Below are 20653 nucleotides of genomic sequence, written 5' to 3'. Positions count from 1 at the left end.
AAGTGATGATGTACAGATATGGACTATTCGCTTTGTTGTTGAGTTTTCTAGCTCAAGCACAGCAAACACCAGATAATTTGGAATGGCATAGTAACTGGGTTGATCCAGTATTTGCGTCTGATGAAGCTAAGCGCGGAGGCACATTACGCAGCTATATGCCTAGCTTTCCACAAACACTGCGTTCAGTTGGCCCAGACGCGAACTCTGGCATCCGTTTCTATTTAATGGATGGCACACCAAAATTGTCGCAACGACATCCAAATACAGACAGTTGGATTCCTCAACTGGCTAATGAATGGGCATTTGGGGATGATCACAAGACAGTTTATTTCAAACTGAATCCTGATGCGAAATGGTCTGACGGAGAGAGCGTAACGGCTGACGACTATCTATTTATGCTGACGTATTACCGTTCGAAAGACATTATTGATCCTTGGTATAACGACTTTTTCCGCAACAGCATCAAGGCCGTTGAAAAATTCGATGACTATACGATCAGTATTACGATGGCCGAGCCTAAAAGTAATGATGAACTTATGGCTCTTATCAATATGCCGAGTCATGGAGTCCAGCCTCGTCCCAAGCATCATTTTGTTGATATTAACGATGGGAATAAGGATGGCATGGATGATAATTTTGTTCGTAAATATAACTTCAAGTCAGAGCCTACAACGTCGCCTTATTACATATCGAAAATAAATAAAGGCCGCAGCATTACGTTTTCACATGTTGGTGATAACTGGTGGGGTTACGGAAATAAATACTATAAAAACCGATTTAACGTGGAAAAACTTCGCATCAAGGTAATTCGTGATAGTGATATTGCACGTAAGCACTTTGAAAAAGGAAAGTTAGACACGTTTGCGATGGTACAGCCTCAACTGTGGCATGAGAAAACCAGCTCAGAACCTTTTAACCATGGTTTTATCCAGAAATTCTGGGGCTTCAATCAAAGGCCACAAGGCGCTGGCGGTTTATGGATAAATACATCCATGCCACTGCTGAGCAACATTAATGTTCGAAAAGGCATTACTTACGCTACTGATTTTGATGGCATGATCAAAAACGTGTTGCGAGGCGATTACTCTAGAAAACCTCATGCTATGGGGTTTGGACACGGTAAATACGATTTAGAGGGTGTAGAGGCTCCACCGTTTAGACCTGAACTTGCGATTGGCTATTTCGAATCTGCAGGTTTCGATAGTATCGGTTCTGATGGTATTCGCATGAATGCCAGTGGGGTTCGTTTGAGTTTCAAAATTACATATGGCTACAACATTTGGACACCAAGAGTTGCCTATCTAAAAGAGCAAGCGAAGTTAGCTGGTTTAGAGCTCAACTTAAACCTTGTCGATGGCTCTGCTGCATTCAAATTTATTCTCGAGAAAAAACACCAGCTTGCTTTTCTTAATATGGGCGGAGGGGAGATACCAGCATACAAAGAGTATTTTCACTCGACAAATGCCAACCGTCCTCAAACTAATAATCATACAAATTTTAGTTCACCAGAGCTAGATCAGAAAATTGAGGCGTTTATTTCTGAGTTTGATATGGAAAGAAAACAGCAGCTATCTCAGAGCATCCAAAGAAAAATAAAGGATGCGTATGTCATTGTGCCTGGCTATATGGTGCCTTATACACGAGATGCCTACTGGCGTTGGATGAAGTTCCCAAAGAACCCAATGACGAAGAAGACTGGCGCGATGTTTAATATTTTAGATACCAGTAATTTCTGGATTGATACAGACCTAAAAGAAGAAACTCAGTTGGCTTCTAAAGAAGGTAAGGCATATCCACCCATCACCATCATTGATGACAGATATAAGCTCTAAGGATGACCGTGGAATGAACCAAAATATTGTATTAAAAGTTCGTGACTTAGAAGCAGAGTTCAGTACTGATGAGGGCATTGTCAAGATACTAAAAGGTGTGTCCTTTGACGTGAAATCAGGCCAAACACTCGGTTTGGTTGGGGAGTCGGGCAGTGGGAAGAGCGTAACTTCAATGTCTATTATGGGACTACTTCCTAAGCCTTATGGAAAGGTCACGGCTGGAAAAATAATTTATCGTGATACAGACCTTACAGAGGTGCCTGAACATGAGATGCATAAGATGCGTGGGAATCGTATCTCAATCATTTTCCAAGACCCTATGACTGCTTTGAACCCTGTTCAGACAATTGGCAAGCAGATTGTCGAGGTTCTGGATTTGCACCATAGCCAGATGTCTAAGTCTGAAAAGATAGAGTACGCAATTGGTTTGCTTGAAAAAGTTGAAATTCCAATGCCGAAACTACGTTTCAAAGAATACCCTCATAGCCTGTCAGGGGGGATGCGACAAAGGGTAATGATTGCGATAGCTCTTGCATGTAAGCCTGACATCTTGATATGCGATGAGCCGACGACTGCATTAGATGTAACGGTTCAAGCATCCATTTTGGAGTTAATAAGAGAGCTTCAAGAAGAGACCGGGATGGCAGTGATCTTTATCACTCATGATCTAGGCGTTGTTGCGGAAATTTGCGATGAAGTCGCTGTGATGTATGACGGACGTATTGTTGAGCATGCAGAAATTTTCGAACTTTTTGATCACCCACAACATCCGTATACAAAAAGACTCTTGAGCTTAATTCCAGATCTCAATGTAGAACCGAAACAAACCATTCAAATTAACCCAATTGATTTGAATGAATTCCCAGAATATAAGGGGAATTGATTATGTCAGAAGTCATTAGAATTGAAGGGCTAAAGCAGCATTTTCTATCAGGTAAGAATCTATTTAAGAAAGGTTATTTAATCAAGGCTGTTGACGGCGTTTCATTTTCAGTGAAGCAAGGTGAGACGTTAGGTTTGGTTGGAGAGTCTGGCTGTGGAAAAAGTACGCTTGGTAGAACATTACTCAAACTGTATGAGCCATCCGCTGGGAAGATCTTTTTTGAAGGCGAAGACATCACCCATTACAGCACAAAAAGAATGCGTCCACTTCGTCGAGATATGCAGATTGTATTTCAGGATCCTCTCGAATCATTGAATCAGAGGCATACAGTAGGCGGCATACTTGAAGAACCTTTTATTATTCATGGGATTGGTTCGAAGAAAGACCGAAAGCAATGGGTTTTAGATCTACTCGATAAGATCGGATTACCTCACTCCGCCGTAACCCGTTATCCGCACGAGTTTTCTGGAGGGCAGAGGCAGCGTATAGGCATAGCAAGAGCAATAGCATTAAAGCCAAAGTTATTGATTTGCGATGAGTCAGTATCGGCATTAGATGTTTCTGTGCAAGCACAGATATTGAATTTATTACTAAAAATACAAAAAGAGATGAACCTTTCCATTATTTTCATTTCACACGATCTCTCTGTCGTTAAGCACATTTCAGATAATGTGGTCGTAATGAAAAAAGGTAAAATAATTGAGTTTGGAAGTGTGGAAGATGTTTATAAAAACCCAAAAGAAGAATATACAAAAACTCTATTAGCGTCGATTCCAATAACGCATCCATCTCAAAGGAATAAAATAGAAACAACGAGGTCAGCTAAACAGGCTTAAAACTGGAAAAAGAAAATGTAGATATAATACGGAAGTGTAATACAAGAAGGAAAATATGAATAAACTACTTATGTTGCCAGCGTTCATGCTGGTGGCGCCTTCGCTCGCCCTAGCAAATAATTTGCAAGATGAGTGGGAGTCCAAAAACAATGAAAATCCTTGGTCTGGTTACATTAGCGCTGACTATTCTCGAAACGGTTATGAAGACAGTGCGTCTTTAGCAAATCGTTCGGCTTCTGCAACGGGCGTTGTCCGATATTCGTTTTCAGACAAATCTCGACTCCAAGTAGTGGCGTCAGGTTACCATTTGTCCGACGGTGATGAATATGGGACTAGGGGGCAGTTCTGGAATGATACGTCCATCTCATGGGGGCGCAATGGATTATTCAAACCAACTGATGGTTCATCACTGAGTGGCGAGGTGAGAGTAATATTGCCGACGTCCAAATGGTCAAGGAGGAACGATTTAACGTTAGGAACTAGATTGAAAGTCAGGTGGAGTGCTCCATTCGATAATTGGATTGAAGGGCTTTCATTGAGTAATACGTTATTACTTAGAAAAAACTTTCACGAATATAAAACAGCCGGTGGTAATCAGCTTATTGAATACCAATTGAGTAGCCAATTTTCTCTTGATTATGTTTTTGCAGAAGACTTCTATTTTAACATTTTCGTAATGCCTAGACAGTCATGGAATTATAGCGGGAACACATTTGATCCAACTCTATTACATGGGGGAGAGGTGGGCTACCAAATAACTAAGAGTATTTCTATTTCTTCTGGACTGACTAATGGCATTAGTTATTACAATCCAGAAAGAGGTTCAAACCCTCTTAATGATTTAGTCGATTTAAAGAAAACAACTTATTACGCAGTGATTAACTATCAATTCTAATATTGCTCCGTTCGCATTGAATTTAGGTAGTTAGAAATAAAAATGTAATATAATTATAAATATAGGTAAATTATGTTTAAACACGCAATTATCGCAGCAAGTATTGCCGCAATCCTCAGCGGGTGTGGGGCCGAAGATCGTGCCTATGACACCTATGAAAAACCAACCGAAGAGATTTCTGTTCAATCTTTAGATACAGAATCACTTTGGATGTACATGCCGTCGACTGGTGAAGCTCCTCGCTATGCTATGACTCAGCGTGGCTTTTTCCAAGGCGATCCAAAGCTAGTTAAACTGCGCTTTGACAAAACTAACGGTATTTATGTTGAAGCATTGGATCGCGATAAAGTAGATTCACTGGAGCCAAGTCGTTGGGGTTCTGAGATCAACCGAGTGCCAGTATTGAAAATTCCTGGCGAATTCCGTCAGTATCGCTGTGCCGAAAATGGTTACGGTGAGTGTACGAACAAAGAAGAGATCAACAGTGATGAAAACGTGGATTGGACTAACGCGACGCACTTCATCCCTGACTACGAAAACATCGAACCGCTATCGAAAGATACATTAAGCACGTGGTATACGGCTAGCAATGTAACCGAAAGTGCAGAACCTCGAGTTGTTTCATACGAATACAACCCAGAAGGAGGGGTGATAAACGTAGAAATCGAGCGTACGTTTACCGCTGACCCAGATGATAGATACCAATTCGACCCGTCTGGCAGTTTAGAGAGTCTGTCATTCAAAACTCGTTTTTTCTATTCACTTGTGAAATTAGATAAACTTGCAAGCTCAAACTACGAACCTGTTTATTATCAGGGACAAGACAGCGCATATTATGGCTTTTTTAATGACAGCAAAGCGGTGAAAACCCACACAGGTGAGAGCGATGTACAAGGTTCACGCTTCGCTTACATCAACCGTTTCAATCCGAACTTAGAGTCGATTGATTACCATCTAAGTGATAGCTATTTTGACGAAGGCAATGAAGCGTATCGCCAATTGACGATCGACACCATGAAAGAGGTAAATGAGTCACTTGAAGGCACTGGCGTGCCGGCAATTAAAATTGTAAATACTGATGCGAAAGCAGGTATTCAATCTGGTGACCTTCGTTACAACGTGTTTAACCTTATCGCAGACCCTGTAGATAATGGTCTGTTGGGTTACGGGCCTTCCGCAACTAACCCACTCACGGGTGAGATTATTCACGCACACGTCAACCAATACCTTGGTGTGATTCGTACAACGACTCGTCGCTACTGGAATGATTTAGCGTTGCGTTATAACCGTCAGGAAATTGCGAAACTAGAACCTGTTTCTGAAGAAACTCAGAATGTTGATGCTGGAGATGATGACGCAGCACCGGTTGCTGAGCCACGAACTGACATTGATGTCTTTACAGACATGATCGCAAGTGATCGTGGGCCAGATCAGTTTGTTCCTGCTGTAACTGAAGGTGAAATGGCGTTTGTAGGACAAGGTAAATTTGTCAATGAAAACCCGAAAGCTGACCTTGATCATCAGTTTGATGTGAACAGCAAAGACTTGGCACTTCAAACTTTCTACAAGCGTCAAGATATGCTTAAGCGTTTCTCTGAGCAGAACGTTTACAGCGAAGATGCAATGTGGCTGAGCACCAAAGCGAAAGGTTTGATCACAGGTATTGACTACACTAATGGTGGATTCTTTGCTGATGACGAGCAGAACACCATGAAAACGTGGAACGACCTCGATCTTGATCAGCAGAAACTCGCAAGCGAAGCAATCTCTATGCATATGTTTAAGTCGACTTTGATTCATGAATTAGGCCACAACTTAGGTTTACGTCATAACTTCATGGGTTCGACAGACAAAGCGCATTTTTACACAGAAGAAGAGTTAGCACGCAGCACATTGGGTCACCAAGCAAAACCCGCAGCTTACAGTTCAATTATGGACTATGGCGCATCGATTTTTGATGAGTTACTTGTGTTCGGTAAATATGATAAAGCTGCACTTAAATTTGCTTATGCTCGTGAAATAGAAACCAATGAATTTGTTGGTGATTCAGTTAATGACAAAACAGGTGCTCAACTCCGTAAAACTTATTCTCTTTCTAAGTACGACCGAGAGTTGACAGAGGATTACAATGCTTACCCTACTGGCGTGATTGCACACCTTCGCGCCAATGCGGGTACAGATGATATCCCAGAACTGGCGAGTTACCGTTTCTGTACCGATGAACATACCTATACAAGCTTAAACTGTGATCGCTTTGATGAAGGTACGTCTCTCACTGAAATCACAGAGTTCCGTATCCAACGCTACTACGATAGTTACGAAACGGCAAACCGCAGAAACGGTCGTGATTGGTTTACTCAGTACAAGCAGTATGAGTACTTCTGGATGCGTATGAATGAGTTCCAGAAAATTCGTGACATTGTTGAAAACGTTGGTGAAATTGATTTTGTATTTGCGCGTTACATCGGCGCAGACACAACCAATAATAAGGGACAAGTCTTTGAAGAAATCGCAGAGAATAACTGTCTAGATTGGCGTGGTAATCCAGTACCACTTGATAATATGTCGGCAGGCCTTCGTCCAATTTGTGACACTTACAACGCCGCAAATATGGCTGCAGACTTCTTCCTTGATGTGTTAACGGCACCCGACAAAGTATGTGAGTTGGAAGAGCTAAGTGGTGTTGATGGGGTACCAAACCGTTATCGTTTCGCAACGCTTTCTGATCTGTGGTTAACATACCAAAGTGGTATGTCGTCAAATCGGGATGTTCCAACAAGCTGTTTTGATGAAGAGCTTGTTCAAACGTTGAAAGGTCAAAGCAACGAAGTTGTTATGCGTTCGGAGACTCGTGACGGTCATATCTGGGCTAGCTTGAAGGCGAACAACCCGTATCAAACAGCCTCTAACTCCATGGATTTGCTTGGTGTGTGGCCTGATAAATTGCTAGCAGCACAAATGTTGGTGCGTCGTGATTCGCCGTATATTTCAACAGAGAACTCAAGCTTAGCACTGATCGACCTATCGGATAAGATAACGAAGCTATATACACACTTGTCTGATCTAGCAGGCCGACCAGAAGCACGTCAAGCGATTTTCGTTGATGGCAATGGCGATTACGTTGAAACTGTTTTGCGCTACCAACAAAGCCTAACTAAAACGATTGAAGCTGTGCCGTCATACTTGTGGCCGATGAAACGCTATTTTGTGATGGGCGGGCAAGAAGCGTTTGAATACTGGACGGAAGGTTCACCGCAAGATACAACAGTCCCTTACTTTGGTACGCTTCTAGAAAACCTGAACAAATACAACCGTGCAAATGAGTATGGCTTGAGTGACTCGGTGAGAGGTTTAAGCGACTCGATCCATATCAATTTGGCAAACAGCAGTTCTGCTGACCCTGATGGCGTCAAGTTTACATGGAAAGGCGTTAACTACTCGTTGAACTCACGTAATACGCTTGCCAATGCTGTGGCGTCACGTGCCCTGTATCAAGAAGATCAAAAGGTTCGAGTCGAGAAGCTAAATGGCTTGCCTTACCGTGTTCGCAATGCTCTGTCAGTGTTTAGAAATACACGTGATCGCAATGAAGCCCGTATTATTGCAATCGGTGATAAGGATGCGTTGGTTGCACTTCGAGACACAACTGGGTTTGCGCGTTGGACTATGTTTGACCGTATGTTCGAAGAGTATGAAGAAGAGGGCAACAAGTGTCTGCGTTTCAAAGTGGATGGTGAGTCAGATGAAGATCATATGAAGCGTAAGTGTAACTCTTTAGCTCGCCTACAAACGGCACAAAACAGTGCGATTGGCAAGTTTGAAGGCGATGAGTTAGATAATATGTTTAACGTGGCACAGATCTTTGGTGACCAAATTACTGAGAATAATACAAGTTCTCTCAATGCATCTCACAAAGAAGTGTATGACTACGACCCAGAGGAGCTTCGTCTGTGGAGTTCAAATGAGTACGTATCATTCCGCCGTGCATTTGAGCAGCTCCCTATTTATGATGATTAAATATAAAATGTTCAAATAAACTTATAAATAGAACCGGTTACCTTGTTAAGGTGACCGGTTTTTTTGAGTGTAAAATTAAGAGCTTTTGGTCTATTTTTAGCTGCATTACCTTTTATTTATATGTTATATAGATACTTTTGTTATTTTTATAAATATAAGCTATGTAAAAGAATGTGCTGAATTTTTAGATAAATAAGCAGTTCGCAAGTTAGCAGAAGGCATGGTGAAAAGGATTTATGACCAACCCGAAACTCGTGATCGTAGAAGACGACCCCATTTTAAGAGAGATGTTACAGGAGTACTTTGAAAGCCAATCTTTTGAAGTCGTCACTATTTCTGATGGAGCATTAGCGTGTGAGCAAATTTTAACTATTCAGCCCGATATTGTTCTACTTGATCTCATGTTGCCAGAAGTTGATGGACTGACTATTTGCCGACAAGTGCGAAGTCAGTTTAATGGAAAAATATTGATTCTAACGGCGAGTGATGATGATTTCGATCATGTAGCCGCTCTAGAAACTGGCGCCGATGACTTTATTAGTAAACCCATTCGTCAACGAGTGTTATTGGCGAGAGTACGAATGCTATTACGTCGAGGCCCTGAAAGTTCGATGAATGCTGAGGTGAATAAAAATGAATTGGTTTTTGGCAAACTAAATCTAAATCGAACAACTAAGGCCTGTACGCATGTTGGACAAGATATATCGATAGCTGAGAGTGAATTTGAATTGCTTTGGTTATTAGCTTCTTCCCCCGAACAAGTGTTATCACGTAATTTCCTTACTCAACAATTGAGAGGAGTCGATTACGATGGCATTGATCGTTTTATCGACAATAAAATTGTCATTTTGCGTAAGAAGCTTAACGATATAACCGTTCCACCTAAAAAGATCATCACTGTAAGGGGTAAAGGCTACCTGTTTGTACCCGAGCGTTGGTAACGGTGGCTGATAAATAACATGCGACGTATCTATTTTGAATACCTAGCGGGACTGACTGTCATCTTCTTAGTGAGTATATATTCCTATGCTTTTATTGTTTACAAGTTAAGCACTGACTACGAATACATATTACGAGACCATGAAGCAGAAGCTTATCAAGAATTGATTGATGTGGTTTACCGCGAAAAAGGTTTGCTTGAAACGCAGAATCTATTAAAAAGTTATGCAAATAAGACTCGGCAGAACCTGCGAATCATCCCTTTTGATAACGCTCCAGAATTAGTGAGAAAAGCGTTTCAGCAACAAGGCCGAAATGTCTACTACCATGACGAATACTTCCTTTGGTTAAGGTTGGTTGGAAGTGATGAGTTATATGAGTTATCTAAGAACAAAGATTCTTACCTGAGGAAGCAAATCAAGTTTGAAAACCGGCTTATTTGGGTTTTTGCCATAACTGGTTTTGCATTTAGTGGCCTGTTTTTAGTTTGGAGAATAAAGCGCCGATTAAACAACCTTGAAATGGCGACAGTGGCTTTTTCTCATGGTGATCTATTAGAGCGAGCATCTGAGAAGAACAGCATAAAGTTGGGGACGTTGAACCGCAGCTTTAATGTTATGGCAGACAAGATAAGAGATTTAATCAATAGTAATAAGTCTTTGACTAATGCGGTAGCACATGAGCTAAGAACCCCTATATTCCGGATTCAATGGCAAGCTGAGTTGTTGAGTGATTTAGCGCCAACGAAGCAGCAGTCTAAGGCTATAGCTCGTATTCTTGCGGATACCGAAGAAATGGAAGATATGGTCGATGAGTTGTTGTATTACGCCCGCTTGGAAAGGGGAGGTTTTGAGTTACTTAAGCAACCTATTGATGCTAATGAATGGCTAAATGAGCGTTTTACTATTTGGGAGAAAGAGACAACCCTCGATCTCATTAAGGTGCCATTAAAAATTCCAGCCTCTTTTTATGTCGATCTAAAATTATTCAATCGGGCGGTGGATAACATCGTAAGGAATGCGTTTAAGTTTGCTGATACTAAGATCGTTATTGAGTTATGGTATACCGACAATGAATTTGTTATTGAGGTTCATGATGACGGCAAAGGCGTTGAAGCGGAGCATTGGCCTTTTTTGTTTGATCCTTTCTACAGCGCTAATGCAGCGAGGAACAAGGGGAAAACGGGCCATGGTTTAGGGTTAGCTATTGTTAAACAGGTGTGTGACCGTCACCAAGCACATGTCACTGTTGGTGAAAGTTACTTGGATGGTGCGTGTTTTGCCTTGTCGTTTCCTCGGCTTGAGTTATAAATTCAACATGGTCATTTAGTTGTTTTAAGATTACACTGCGCCCAATATTTCAGAAGTACATATTTAGGTAGAGGTCACCATGGACCAAGAACATTACGAAGACGCTGACTACGAAGGCCAAGAGCTGGGCGAAGAAGGCGAAGAGATTGAGATTGAAGCAATTGGTATCGATGTTTCATCACAGCCAATCGAGCTCTACAAGGTGTTTAAAATTGCTAACCTAGTGAGTGGTGGCGGTGAGGCTAAACACATCATTTCTGAAGGTTATGTTGCGGTAAATGGTGAATTAGAAACTCGTAAACGTCGTAAAATGTACGATGGCGACTTCTTTGAATTCAACCAAGAGTATTATGTAGTGGTGTGTGATCAGCCAGTACAAGAAGAATCAGAAAAAACGAAAAAGAAAGAAGCGCCTAAAAAAGACAACAAGGCGAAGAAAGCTCAGTCTAAAAAGGATTCTAAGAAGAAAGAATCTAAGAAAAGCAAAGCAGAAATGCTAAGCGCAACGGCTGAACCAAAGAAAGAGAAAAAAGAGAAGAAGAAAGAAAACAAACCGAAAAAGAAAGCGGATGCGCCAAAGGCAACACGTGATGATAAAAGCGGCCGTAATTCTATCGAATTCTTCTAAACTACAGATCTAAACGGCTGCTCTAAAACTATTTTTTTAACCATTTGTTTAAAAAACAAGCAACGTTAAACCTCGGTTTTGCGTTAAGCAGATATCAAAAGGCTCACTATCTAGTGAGCCTTTTTTGTCGCTGATATTTATCGGTTAAGCGTTATAGTTAAGCCGTCATCTTGCCAAAAGCGTTGTTATTCCATTCTACCCAGTGTGCTGGATAATTTGTTTCCAAATAGCCAGTTCGTCGTAAAGCACATATTCACGGCGAAGCCCCCAAGGGCCGAACTCTGCATGGCACGCTCCCATGATGTAAACCTCGGCTCCAGTCGGCTGACCAAACGCACCATAACCTTCGTGTTTACCTTGCAGCGACCATCGGATAGCTGCACGTGGAGACATCATGTCGTCTTCAAGACCAATACGGTGGTGAATCTTAAACTCTGCATTTGGGAAAGAAGAACGTAATTGAACCCAAAAGTGGTCGATCTCAGAATGTGACAGGGCAGATTGGCCGCCTGCATATTCTCCAATACAAGCACGGTCGTATTCTTGGGGAATCACACTCAGTTGAGCGTTCATTATGGCGCGTAAGATTTCTTCGTACTTGCGTCCCCATTGGTTGTCATTACCAACGCCTAAGTAAGGACCTTGTTGGTCACACGCAGGGGTGAACACCGGTTGGCACTTGTCTATTCCGCCACTTTGGTCAATCAAATGTTGTGTGTAAGCTTGTGGTGTATAACCGAGTTGTCTTGCGATTGAACCTTGATCTCGGATGAGCCATTCATCGTTGATTTGGTTATTAATGGCGTGACAGTCGGCAATGATTCTAAATTTAAGCTTGGTGCCGGTTTCTTTGTCGGTTGCTGTCGAAATAATACGGTGTGACGACAGCATGCCTTGTTCTGGCGAACCGCTCCAAATCACATCTTCGCCAAACAGGGTTCGGTCTGGATATTGAGCAAGCACTGCCAAAGTCGCGTTTATCACGTCTTTGTTGCCGACAGCGATGCCTTGAGGGGTTCTTACTACGATATCTTCAGAGTAATAGTCATGCAGGGTGTGTAAGCCACGATCTTCCCAGATCTCTTTGGTAATGCCTAATATGTAATCGGGGAAATTTTGCCACTTTGGGGCAAATCCAGTCATAGTCATTGTTCTATCCTTGATGTTACTTTCTCGTGGCGAGCCTAAGCTAAAGCCTGACTCACTCGTTTAATTATGTGTTTAACGCTCAAACTGACGATAGCGCGCTTTGTTGAGTTCTATCATTCTTGCAAAAACATCCACGCCGAGCTGGTGGTAGACGTCGAGCAGATCGACCAACACCCAGTTTTCTCGAATTTTGTCCCCTTCAACTCGCCAGAAGTCGAGGCTTCGCATCGTGATGTTTTGATTGGATGGCGCGATACCAAGCCAACCACTGCCTGATACTGTCATCTCCATTCCTGGCCACGCGGTAAAGGCAACGTAGTTGTTGTCAGCAAACAAGTATCCATTACCTTCTTTGGTTCGGCGATCGGGCAGGGCATTTAAAAATGGTATTTGATGCCAATTTCTAAACCCAGAGATTCCCCGACCGGTTCCGATTCCAGAAGGCCCGTACCAACTCATTTTAGGGTGCCAGAAAGCGTCGAGGTTCATGGCTTCCACACCGCCTTGAGCGTGCTTTGATAAACCGTTCAGCATTTCTGACACTATGGTTAAGCTTGTATCAGCCTGTGTTGCATTTGTTCGTCCTACGATGCCGTCCAATGTTGCAGGAGCCGGTGGGTGCCATTCTCTACCAAGGCTTGGTGTCATCGGCCACGCATTTGCCTGCATCATTAGTTCAGGAATATCCCAGAGTGCTTGAACTTCGACTACCTTGCCGGATTCAAATCGATAGAACTCATGAAAGCGCATAGAGACTTGATGTCCGGTTGGCGGGATATCAAGCCAAGGTTCCAGAAAGCGACCCGTGTAATAGCCAGCACAACCTACCCATTGTTGCCCGTTTGCCTCGCCACCCATGGATATGTAGGTGCGCTTTTCTAGATCAGGTATCGCGTGCAGCAAGGGTTGATAAAGATCAGATATCAGCGATTGTTTATTGGCAAGTTGTTCGAATGGATAGCCATATTGGAGCGTTGCTGTATCACTGATTAACTCATCCAGTTCGCTTTCAACGGCTGAGAGCTCAAAGTCATACATAACATTATTGAGCGCACGAATGCGCTCTTTATTGTCAGAATTGGACATCAACCACCTCTAACGTTCTTGGTAAAGAGGGTTGTTTTTGGAGTCTTTGTTTTCCCAACCATGACCAGAGAAAGCATCGACACCTAATTGAGCCATAACGGCAGGGAAATCGACCATTACATAGTTGTCGACTATCTTGCCGTCGACTACTTTCCAGAAATCCATGTAGCGGATAATCACTTTCTTACCGGTTGCTTCAATTCCCATAAATGGACCAGAATGAATCGCCTCTTGGCGGCCAAACGCTGCACACCATTCACCTTGGGTTAGGCGAGCCTCATCAATACAAACCTTGTCTGAAAACGCGGCTTGGAAAGGGCGCTGCCAGTTTTCTTGGAACTCTTGTAGGTTGTCTTTGAAGCCGCAACCTGCGTTACCCATCCAACGGAAGCTTTCAGCAAAAAAGCGTCCCATGTTGTCGATATCGTGGTCGTTGAGTCCATCGACCATTGAATCGATCACATGCAGAGTTTCATCGGTTTTGGTCAGGTCGTTATTATTAGTTAGCGCTCCTTGCTCAGGGCGAGGTGACATGGGTGCAGTATCTGGCGTTGTTGGGTGTTCACATGTGTGTGTCATTAGTAATCTCCTTTTATCCTTTAACAGCGCCGGCAACCAAGCCTGATACGATCTTTTTCTGGAAGAAAATGATCAGCGCGACGATCGGTAATGTGATTGAAACTGCACCTGCAGCGGTCATAGACCAGTATTTAATGTCATCGGCACCAAACTGCGATATCGCAACTGGCATCGTTGCTGCATTTGTTGCGGTTAACGTCAGTGGAATTAAGAATTCGTTGTAAGCCAATAGGAAAGTGAACAAGCCTGTCGTGATAATGCCCGGCCACATTACAGGGACGATCGCTTTAGCAAAGGCTTGGAATTGATTACACCCATCCATCATCGCCGACTCTTCTAGCTCTTTAGGAATGTTCATGAAGAACGAACGCATCATCCAGATAGTGAAAGGTTGGTTAATTGCGACCAGTACAAGGATTAACACGATGTGCGTATCGTAAAGCCCAACCATACGGGTGAACTCGTAGTAGGGGATTAAGAATACGGTATGAGGCAGTGAACGGAACACCAACGCTAGCATCAGTAACCAGAAGCCCAATTTACCTGGGTAGCGAGCCAACGCGTAACCCGCAAAACAACCGATGCTCAGTGAAATCACCACCACACCAAGCGTAACGATGACGGAGTTAATCAAGAATTCACTGAATCCAAACTCTAGCCATAAGTTTGCATAGTTCATTGCGGTGGGTTCGAAAACCCAAACTGGTGGATTAGAAAACGCATCAACCGGTGTTTTAATGGACGTCATAATAGTCCAGAAAAATGGAAAGGCACAAAACAGAACCCACAAGCCCATGATTCCATACACCATTATCTTTTGAATATTTAGGTTACTTGGGTTCATGTGCGAATTCCTTTTTGCTCTTTGTAAGTCAGGTATAAGAAAGGGATTAGTAGTACGAATATGCCTAACATGGTTAATACTGAAACGGCGCTTCCTTTTGCCACAGCGTCTTGCACAATGCCAACGCGGTAGTTGTAGTACATAAGAGTCTCTGTCGCATTTAGCCCCCCCGTCATTACCGCAACTGAGTCAAACAAGCGGTAAGCATCCATGATACAAATCATCGAAATAAACAGAATGAGTGGCTGTAGAGCCGGTATCACAACATGTTTAATTTGATCCCACTGATGGGCGCCATCCAGAACAGACGATTCCAACGTATCTTGTGGTATTGCTTGTAAGCCAGCAAAGAACACAATCGCAGCGAACGGCGTTACTTGCCAGATACCGTAGAGGATGATTAAAGCGCGAGACTCAAACACATCGCTGAACCAGTACACTTGGATTCCAACTAGGTTTAATAGGTAAGTGATGTAACCAAAGTCTTGGAACAGCCACGAGAAGATCAAAGTACCTACTACAGGGGTTACCACGAATGGTAAAAGCGTTGCAGCCATAAAGAATCCGCGGACCTTCTGACTGAGTTTGTTCAGCGCTAGGGCGACAATAAAGCCTAGAACCAGCACACTGATGACGACGCAAACTGTGTAGATGAAAGTAAACTCAAAGGCAGACCAAAACGCGTCGTCTTGAAGGATATCGAAGTAGTTTTCGAAACCTACATAGCGAAGTTCGCCTTTAAAGTTGAATCGGTTCAAAGACAGGTACAGAGTCATCACTAATGGTGCCGCCATGAGCAGCAACATTGAGGCGATAGACGGGCCTGAGAAACCGAGGAAATTACGTAAATTCATGACTGCTCCTTAGTCAATGTAACCTTGTGCTCGCGCTTCTTTGTAATAGCCTTCTGCTGCTTCGTTCAGTGCGACTTCGATGCTAGTTCTACCTCGCAATGCGTCAGGTAGCTTGTTGCCGATCTCTGTGTGCGCTAAACCGTAGTAACCCTCACTAGGGAAAGGTTTCGCGCCACGCTCAATCATCTCTGCAAGCGCACCCAAATAACGATATTGCTCTCCTTCTACTTGGTTTGCTGATTGACGAGACAAGAAAGCCAGTTCAGCCCCTTCTTTCATGTTTTCTTTGCTCATTGATTCCATCATGATCTTGAACACCAGTTCGCGGTCTGAATTCAGGCGATGCGGGAATACGTACCCATCCCAGAATATACTTGTAGCCGGTATGGTGGTGTTCTTATTCGCCGTTGGTGCCATTGAGTAGTTCACTTTACCAACCACTTTAGATACTTGATCGTTGTCCATCTCTGAAGCACGCGTTGCCCATACGTTACCCATAGCGGCTTTGTCTTGTTGGAAGTTCACCATCACTAAATCATTAGAGAGAGACAGGGCATTTGGAGACATTAGTGGCAACAAAGATTTAAGAATGTTGGCTGCTTCTACGCCTTTTTCGCCATCAAATAGAGGCTTGCCGTCTTCATCAAAATATTGACCGCCTAAAGACAAATAGATGTTGGTGAATTCAGTCGCTAGGTTCCAACCTTTACCCATCGCTTGAGAAAGAGGGTAGTCGATGCCAGCTTTTTGAAGTGCTTGGCCAGTTGTGACCACTTCTTGATAGGTATGCGGCACTTCTAAGTTATGTTGGTCGAACAAGTCTTGGCGATAAAAGAACTCTTGCATGTTCAACTGGATTGGCAGCGCGTAGATTTCACCGTCGTGTCTTGCCAGGTCCCAGATGCTTGGTGGAATGTCTGCGAGGTTGTACTCATCCCAATATTTTTCCACTAGATCTGTGATTGGCTGGATCTGTTCTTTTAGTAAGAATTCATGGTAGCTCTGAGCCGATACTTGAATAACATCGTAAGGGGAATTACCACGACGGCTTGAAAGTACGATTCGTGCTTGCTCTTGAACTGCACTGCCACCAACCAGCTTGTTTTTGATTTCTAACTTAGACGTTTCGCACTCTTTCATCTTATCTGAGAAGTGTTTCAGAACCGGGTAACTGTTCGATAGTAGGGAAATTTTCCCTTCAGCTTCTAGGTCGCCAAGGTCACAAGCGGCATAGCTTGGTGCCGATAAGATAGCGCCAGTACATATGGCGAGTAACGATAATGTTCTTTTCATCTTTGGTAATCCTTTACTACGTAATTTATGTAGGTCATAACCATCGTGAGGGCTGTGTCAACGCGGTCAGGCTTTGCATGTTCATGACTGTATTGCATGTCAACGACGGATCTAAGTGATTAAGCTGCTTGGATACAGCTGGTTGCTTGTTCGCGATAAATGCGTTGTTCAGATTCAGTATCGAAAAGGTAGGTATGATCAAGGTTGAACTTAAAGCCGACGCGATCGCCCATTCCAACCTTACAATGTTTGTCTGTGCGACAAATAACGTAGTGCTCATCAACCTGAACGGTAATCAGCGTGCATTCTCCGGTCATCTCAACGGAATAAACGTCACCATAAAGATTACTTTCTTCAACGGGACACAAAGCCACGTCTTCAGGGCGTACCCCTAATGTGACAGCTGCATTGTCTGAGGTGTTAAATCCTTCAACTGAACAGCTAACGCCCGAGAATGTACCCGCAGACAGGCTGCCTTTAATGAAGTTCATACCTGGAGAGCCAATAAAACTCGCTACAAACAAACTTGCTGGGTTGTTGTAGATCTCTTTTGGCGTGTCCAATTGTTGAATTTTGCCTTGGTAAAGCACCGCAACACGGTCCGCAAGCGTCATTGCCTCAATTTGGTCATGAGTTACGTAAACCGTCGTACGCTGAAATTCGTGGTGTAGGTTTTTAAGAAGGGCACGCATGGAAACGCGTAGCTTCGCATCTAGGTTGGATAGGGGTTCGTCCATCAAGAACATACGAGGCTCACGAACGATTGCACGAGCCAACGCAACACGTTGGCGTTGACCACCTGAAAGGGTCGCAGGCTTTCGGTCAAGTAGATGTTCTAGCTCAACACGCTTGGCTGCGCGCATAACACGATCATGCAGCTCGTCTTTTGGTACGCGTTGCATCTCAAGAGGGAAGGCTATGTTTCCGTATACGGTCTTTTGCGGGTATAGGCCGTAGCTTTGAAACACCATCGCAATATCACGATCTCTAGGATGAGTGTCGTTGACGTATTCACCATCAATGTAAACCTCACCTTCGCTTGGTGTATCAAGACCAGCGATCATTCGCATCGTCGTTGTTTTACCGCAGCCTGATGGGCCTAGTAAAACCAGAAACTCTTTGTCTTTGATTTCCAATGACAAGTCATTAATGGCGGTGAAATTGTCCCAGTACTTCTTAATGTTCTTGAGTGAAACTGATGCCATGATTTACTCCATCCATGTTTGAATTGGTTTTTGCATACGAATCCATTTTGGCAAAAGAGAGATAAACAGCAACATATAATTAACAATTAATACATCTTCGTATCAATACTGTGTGAGGAGTCATATTAAGACTATTTGGTCATCTTGATTAGATAATAACCGGTTGACATTGCTCAAAGCTTGACCGGGTAAGGGGTTGGTGGATGATTTGGATAGGTATGCATTCTATAGGTGGAAATGAAAAGTGAGCCGATTGGCCCACTTTATGTTTATACAGATTGTTAACTTTTCTCTTTGTCACCCCAAGATATTCGGTAAGGTGAGAGATAGTGCCGGAATAAAGGTGATGAGCATCAAAGCGACGAGTAGGGCACCAATCCAACCTATGATTGCTCGAGACAAGGATTCAATGGGGACATTACCAACTTGACTCGCCATGAAGAGGTTAGCTCCGAGTGGCGGGGTCACAAAGCCGATGGCTAGGTTCACGATCATCACGATACCGAAGTGAATTGGGTCCATTCCTAATGCTGTCACGATAGGCAATAAGATTGGAGTCAAGATAACAATGGCCGCTAATGTCTCCATGAATGTACCGACGATCAGTAGCAATGCGGTGATACATAGCAAGATGAGCAGTTTGTTTTCCGTAATAGAGAGAATGAACTGTGCGATTTCGGTTGGCAGACGTTCAAGTGTTAGGATTCGACCAAAGGTGACCGAAGCGCCCACAATCACAAGTACTGCGCCCACCAATAACGAAGATTCTAAAATGATCTTCACAACCTTTTTGTAATCCAACTCTTTGTAGACAAACATGCCGAAAAACAAGCCGTATAACACACCAATTGCTGCGGATTCAGTTGGCGTGAATACACCAGAGTAGATACCACCAAGAATGATGACAGGTAGTAGCATCGCCCATATCGCATCTTTTAATGCCGCAAGGCGTTCAGGCCATGTTGCTTTTCTATCATTGCCTTTGTAGCCCCGAATTTTGGAGACGATCAAACAATAACCGATCAGCACTAAACCAACTACAAGCCCTGGTACGATACCTGCCATGAACATTTTAGTGACGGATACTTCGGCGGTGATTGCGTATACGATCATCACAACAGACGGAGGAATAATCACCCCAATACCACCTGAAGAAGCAATAAGTGCGCCAGCGAAACTGCGATCGTAGCCTTTTTTGACCATAGATGGAATCATGGTTAAACCAATGGCGGCAACGGTTGCAGACCCCGTACCAGAAATCGAAGCGAAGAACATACACGCTACGATCGCAACAATACCCAAACCACCAGTAAAGTGACCAAAGAAGACTTCAGCAACATGAAGAAGGCGTTTAGATATGCCGCCTTGGCTCATTAAGTTACCAGCAAGCGTGAATAACACGACAGCAAGAAGAGGGAAGGAATCTAACCCTGTAACTAAGCCTTGAACTAAAAATTCAACGTTTAAAAATGGGAGGCTCAATATAGCGAGCATGCTGGCACCTGCGAGTGCGATACCAACGGGAACGCCAATAAGAAGCAGTAATCCGAAACTACCAAATAACAAAGCAGAGGTCATAAGCTTAGCTCCAACAAACGGTTAGAAGTACGATGTTTGGCTTTTAAGTGACGATAACGATGTTGAGTGAGTCGAACGGGTTTTGGTGAATAAGCAATGATTGAAATGCGCTTGTTGATGCTGACCACCAAGCGAATGGAACTCAAGACGGCACACACAAGAACGGATGCATACAAGCATGCAATTGGGATTTCCATTGCTGGGGCGATCTGGCCCAACTTTAAGCTTCGGCCAATAACCTTGAAACCAAACCAAGCGATCGTGCAGCTGAAAGCTAGGTAAATAAGGTCAGAAAGGATCAGGCTGTAGTGGGTTAAATTGCCCGGTAGTTTGTCGATGAATAGACGAATACGGATATGTCGGTCATCGCGAATGCAGTAGCTGATGCTCAAATACATAGCCCAAACAAAAAGATAACGAGCGAGTTCTTCTGCCCATGCAATTGAGGCATCGAATAGGCGCAATGTAATTTGTAAGCATAATAAAGCGGTCATTAACGAAATAGAGAACACGATAAGTGTCGGTTCGAAATATCGGTCGAACAGTCGAAACCATTTCATACGTTACTCCTGAGAGATGTTGAAAAGGGCATTTGATGCCAATGAATACACGACTTTCAGGCCAAAGGTCATTCGTTTATAGAATGCCCTTAAGGCCTGAGTTAACGATTCGCAGATCGTTAAAAGTTAATTGTCGGTGACAGGTACTAGATGATGCGAGACACG

At 43.3% G+C, this 20653-nt stretch carries 17 protein-coding genes; 8 read left to right on the top strand and 9 right to left on the bottom strand.

The features are described 5' to 3' along the window. The first annotated feature begins 8 nt into the window (after nt 1-8). From AC3CID_RS20680 to AC3CID_RS20645, 8 genes are all read left to right on the top strand, one after another. Nucleotides 9-1832, top strand: a complete 1824-nt coding sequence (locus tag AC3CID_RS20680; protein ID WP_488527356.1) for an extracellular solute-binding protein — start codon at nt 9-11, stop codon at nt 1830-1832. 13 nt (nt 1833-1845) lie between these two features. Continuing rightward, nucleotides 1846-2715: an ABC transporter ATP-binding protein gene (locus AC3CID_RS20675; protein ID WP_171310623.1), complete on the top strand. Its 870-nt coding sequence runs from the start codon at nt 1846-1848 to the stop codon at nt 2713-2715. Between the two features lie 2 nt (nt 2716-2717). Further along, a complete protein-coding gene (locus tag AC3CID_RS20670; RefSeq protein WP_428783121.1) occupies nt 2718-3551 on the top strand; it encodes an ABC transporter ATP-binding protein in 834 nt (277 codons plus the stop codon). A 55-nt stretch (nt 3552-3606) separates the two neighbouring features. Next, nucleotides 3607-4446, top strand: coding sequence for a hypothetical protein (locus AC3CID_RS20665; protein WP_146453835.1), 840 nt, complete (start codon nt 3607-3609; stop codon nt 4444-4446). A gap of 72 nt (nt 4447-4518) precedes the next feature. After that, nucleotides 4519-8463: a zinc-dependent metalloprotease gene (locus AC3CID_RS20660; protein WP_473578053.1), complete on the top strand. Its 3945-nt coding sequence runs from the start codon at nt 4519-4521 to the stop codon at nt 8461-8463. Between the two features lie 236 nt (nt 8464-8699). Then, nucleotides 8700-9404, top strand: a complete 705-nt coding sequence (locus AC3CID_RS20655; protein WP_145565444.1) for a response regulator — start codon at nt 8700-8702, stop codon at nt 9402-9404. Between the two features lie 18 nt (nt 9405-9422). Continuing rightward, entirely contained in the window at nt 9423-10712 is a 1290-nt protein-coding gene (locus AC3CID_RS20650; protein WP_108123152.1) for an ATP-binding protein, read from the top strand. A gap of 79 nt (nt 10713-10791) precedes the next feature. Continuing rightward, nucleotides 10792-11340 (top strand): RNA-binding S4 domain-containing protein, encoded by a 549-nt coding sequence (locus AC3CID_RS20645; protein ID WP_237289003.1) that lies wholly within the window; start codon nt 10792-10794, stop codon nt 11338-11340. Nucleotides 11341-11535: 195 nt separating this feature from the next. On the opposite strand, the gene AC3CID_RS20640 is transcribed toward AC3CID_RS20645, so the two are convergent. From AC3CID_RS20640 to AC3CID_RS20600, 9 genes are all read right to left on the bottom strand, one after another. After that, a complete protein-coding gene (locus AC3CID_RS20640; protein WP_488527355.1) occupies nt 11536-12489 on the bottom strand; it encodes a nuclear transport factor 2 family protein in 954 nt (317 codons plus the stop codon). A gap of 72 nt (nt 12490-12561) precedes the next feature. Continuing rightward, entirely contained in the window at nt 12562-13575 is a 1014-nt protein-coding gene (locus AC3CID_RS20635; protein WP_488527354.1) for an ester cyclase, read from the bottom strand. Nucleotides 13576-13584: 9 nt separating this feature from the next. After that, nucleotides 13585-14154 carry an ester cyclase gene (locus tag AC3CID_RS20630; RefSeq protein WP_225998381.1) on the bottom strand — a complete coding sequence of 190 codons (570 nt, stop codon included), beginning with the start codon at nt 14152-14154 and terminating at the stop codon, nt 13585-13587. Between the two features lie 13 nt (nt 14155-14167). Next, the gene (locus tag AC3CID_RS20625) at nt 14168-14998 is read right to left on the bottom strand and encodes a carbohydrate ABC transporter permease (RefSeq protein WP_065112880.1); all 831 of its coding nucleotides are present in this window, start codon (nt 14996-14998) and stop codon (nt 14168-14170) included. Beyond that, entirely contained in the window at nt 14995-15852 is an 858-nt protein-coding gene (locus AC3CID_RS20620) for a carbohydrate ABC transporter permease (RefSeq protein WP_065112881.1), read from the bottom strand. Before AC3CID_RS20620 ends, AC3CID_RS20625 begins: the two co-directional genes overlap by 4 nt. 9 nt (nt 15853-15861) lie before the next feature. Then, entirely contained in the window at nt 15862-17145 is a 1284-nt protein-coding gene (locus tag AC3CID_RS20615; RefSeq protein WP_065112882.1) for an ABC transporter substrate-binding protein, read from the bottom strand. 119 nt (nt 17146-17264) lie between these two features. Next, entirely contained in the window at nt 17265-18350 is a 1086-nt protein-coding gene (locus tag AC3CID_RS20610; protein ID WP_488527353.1) for an ABC transporter ATP-binding protein, read from the bottom strand. A gap of 297 nt (nt 18351-18647) precedes the next feature. Next, nucleotides 18648-19928, bottom strand: a complete 1281-nt coding sequence (locus AC3CID_RS20605) for a TRAP transporter large permease (RefSeq protein ID WP_479276448.1) — start codon at nt 19926-19928, stop codon at nt 18648-18650. Next, nucleotides 19925-20488 carry a TRAP transporter small permease gene (locus tag AC3CID_RS20600; protein WP_065205990.1) on the bottom strand — a complete coding sequence of 188 codons (564 nt, stop codon included), beginning with the start codon at nt 20486-20488 and terminating at the stop codon, nt 19925-19927. The genes AC3CID_RS20605 and AC3CID_RS20600 overlap by 4 nt, the downstream gene beginning before the upstream one ends. Nucleotides 20489-20653 lie beyond the last annotated feature (165 nt).

The organism is Vibrio sp. QJM3NY_21 (genome assembly GCF_057785975.1).
The sequence above is the reverse complement of the archived record's forward strand: the minus strand, read 5'-3'. Positions and strand labels throughout refer to the sequence as shown.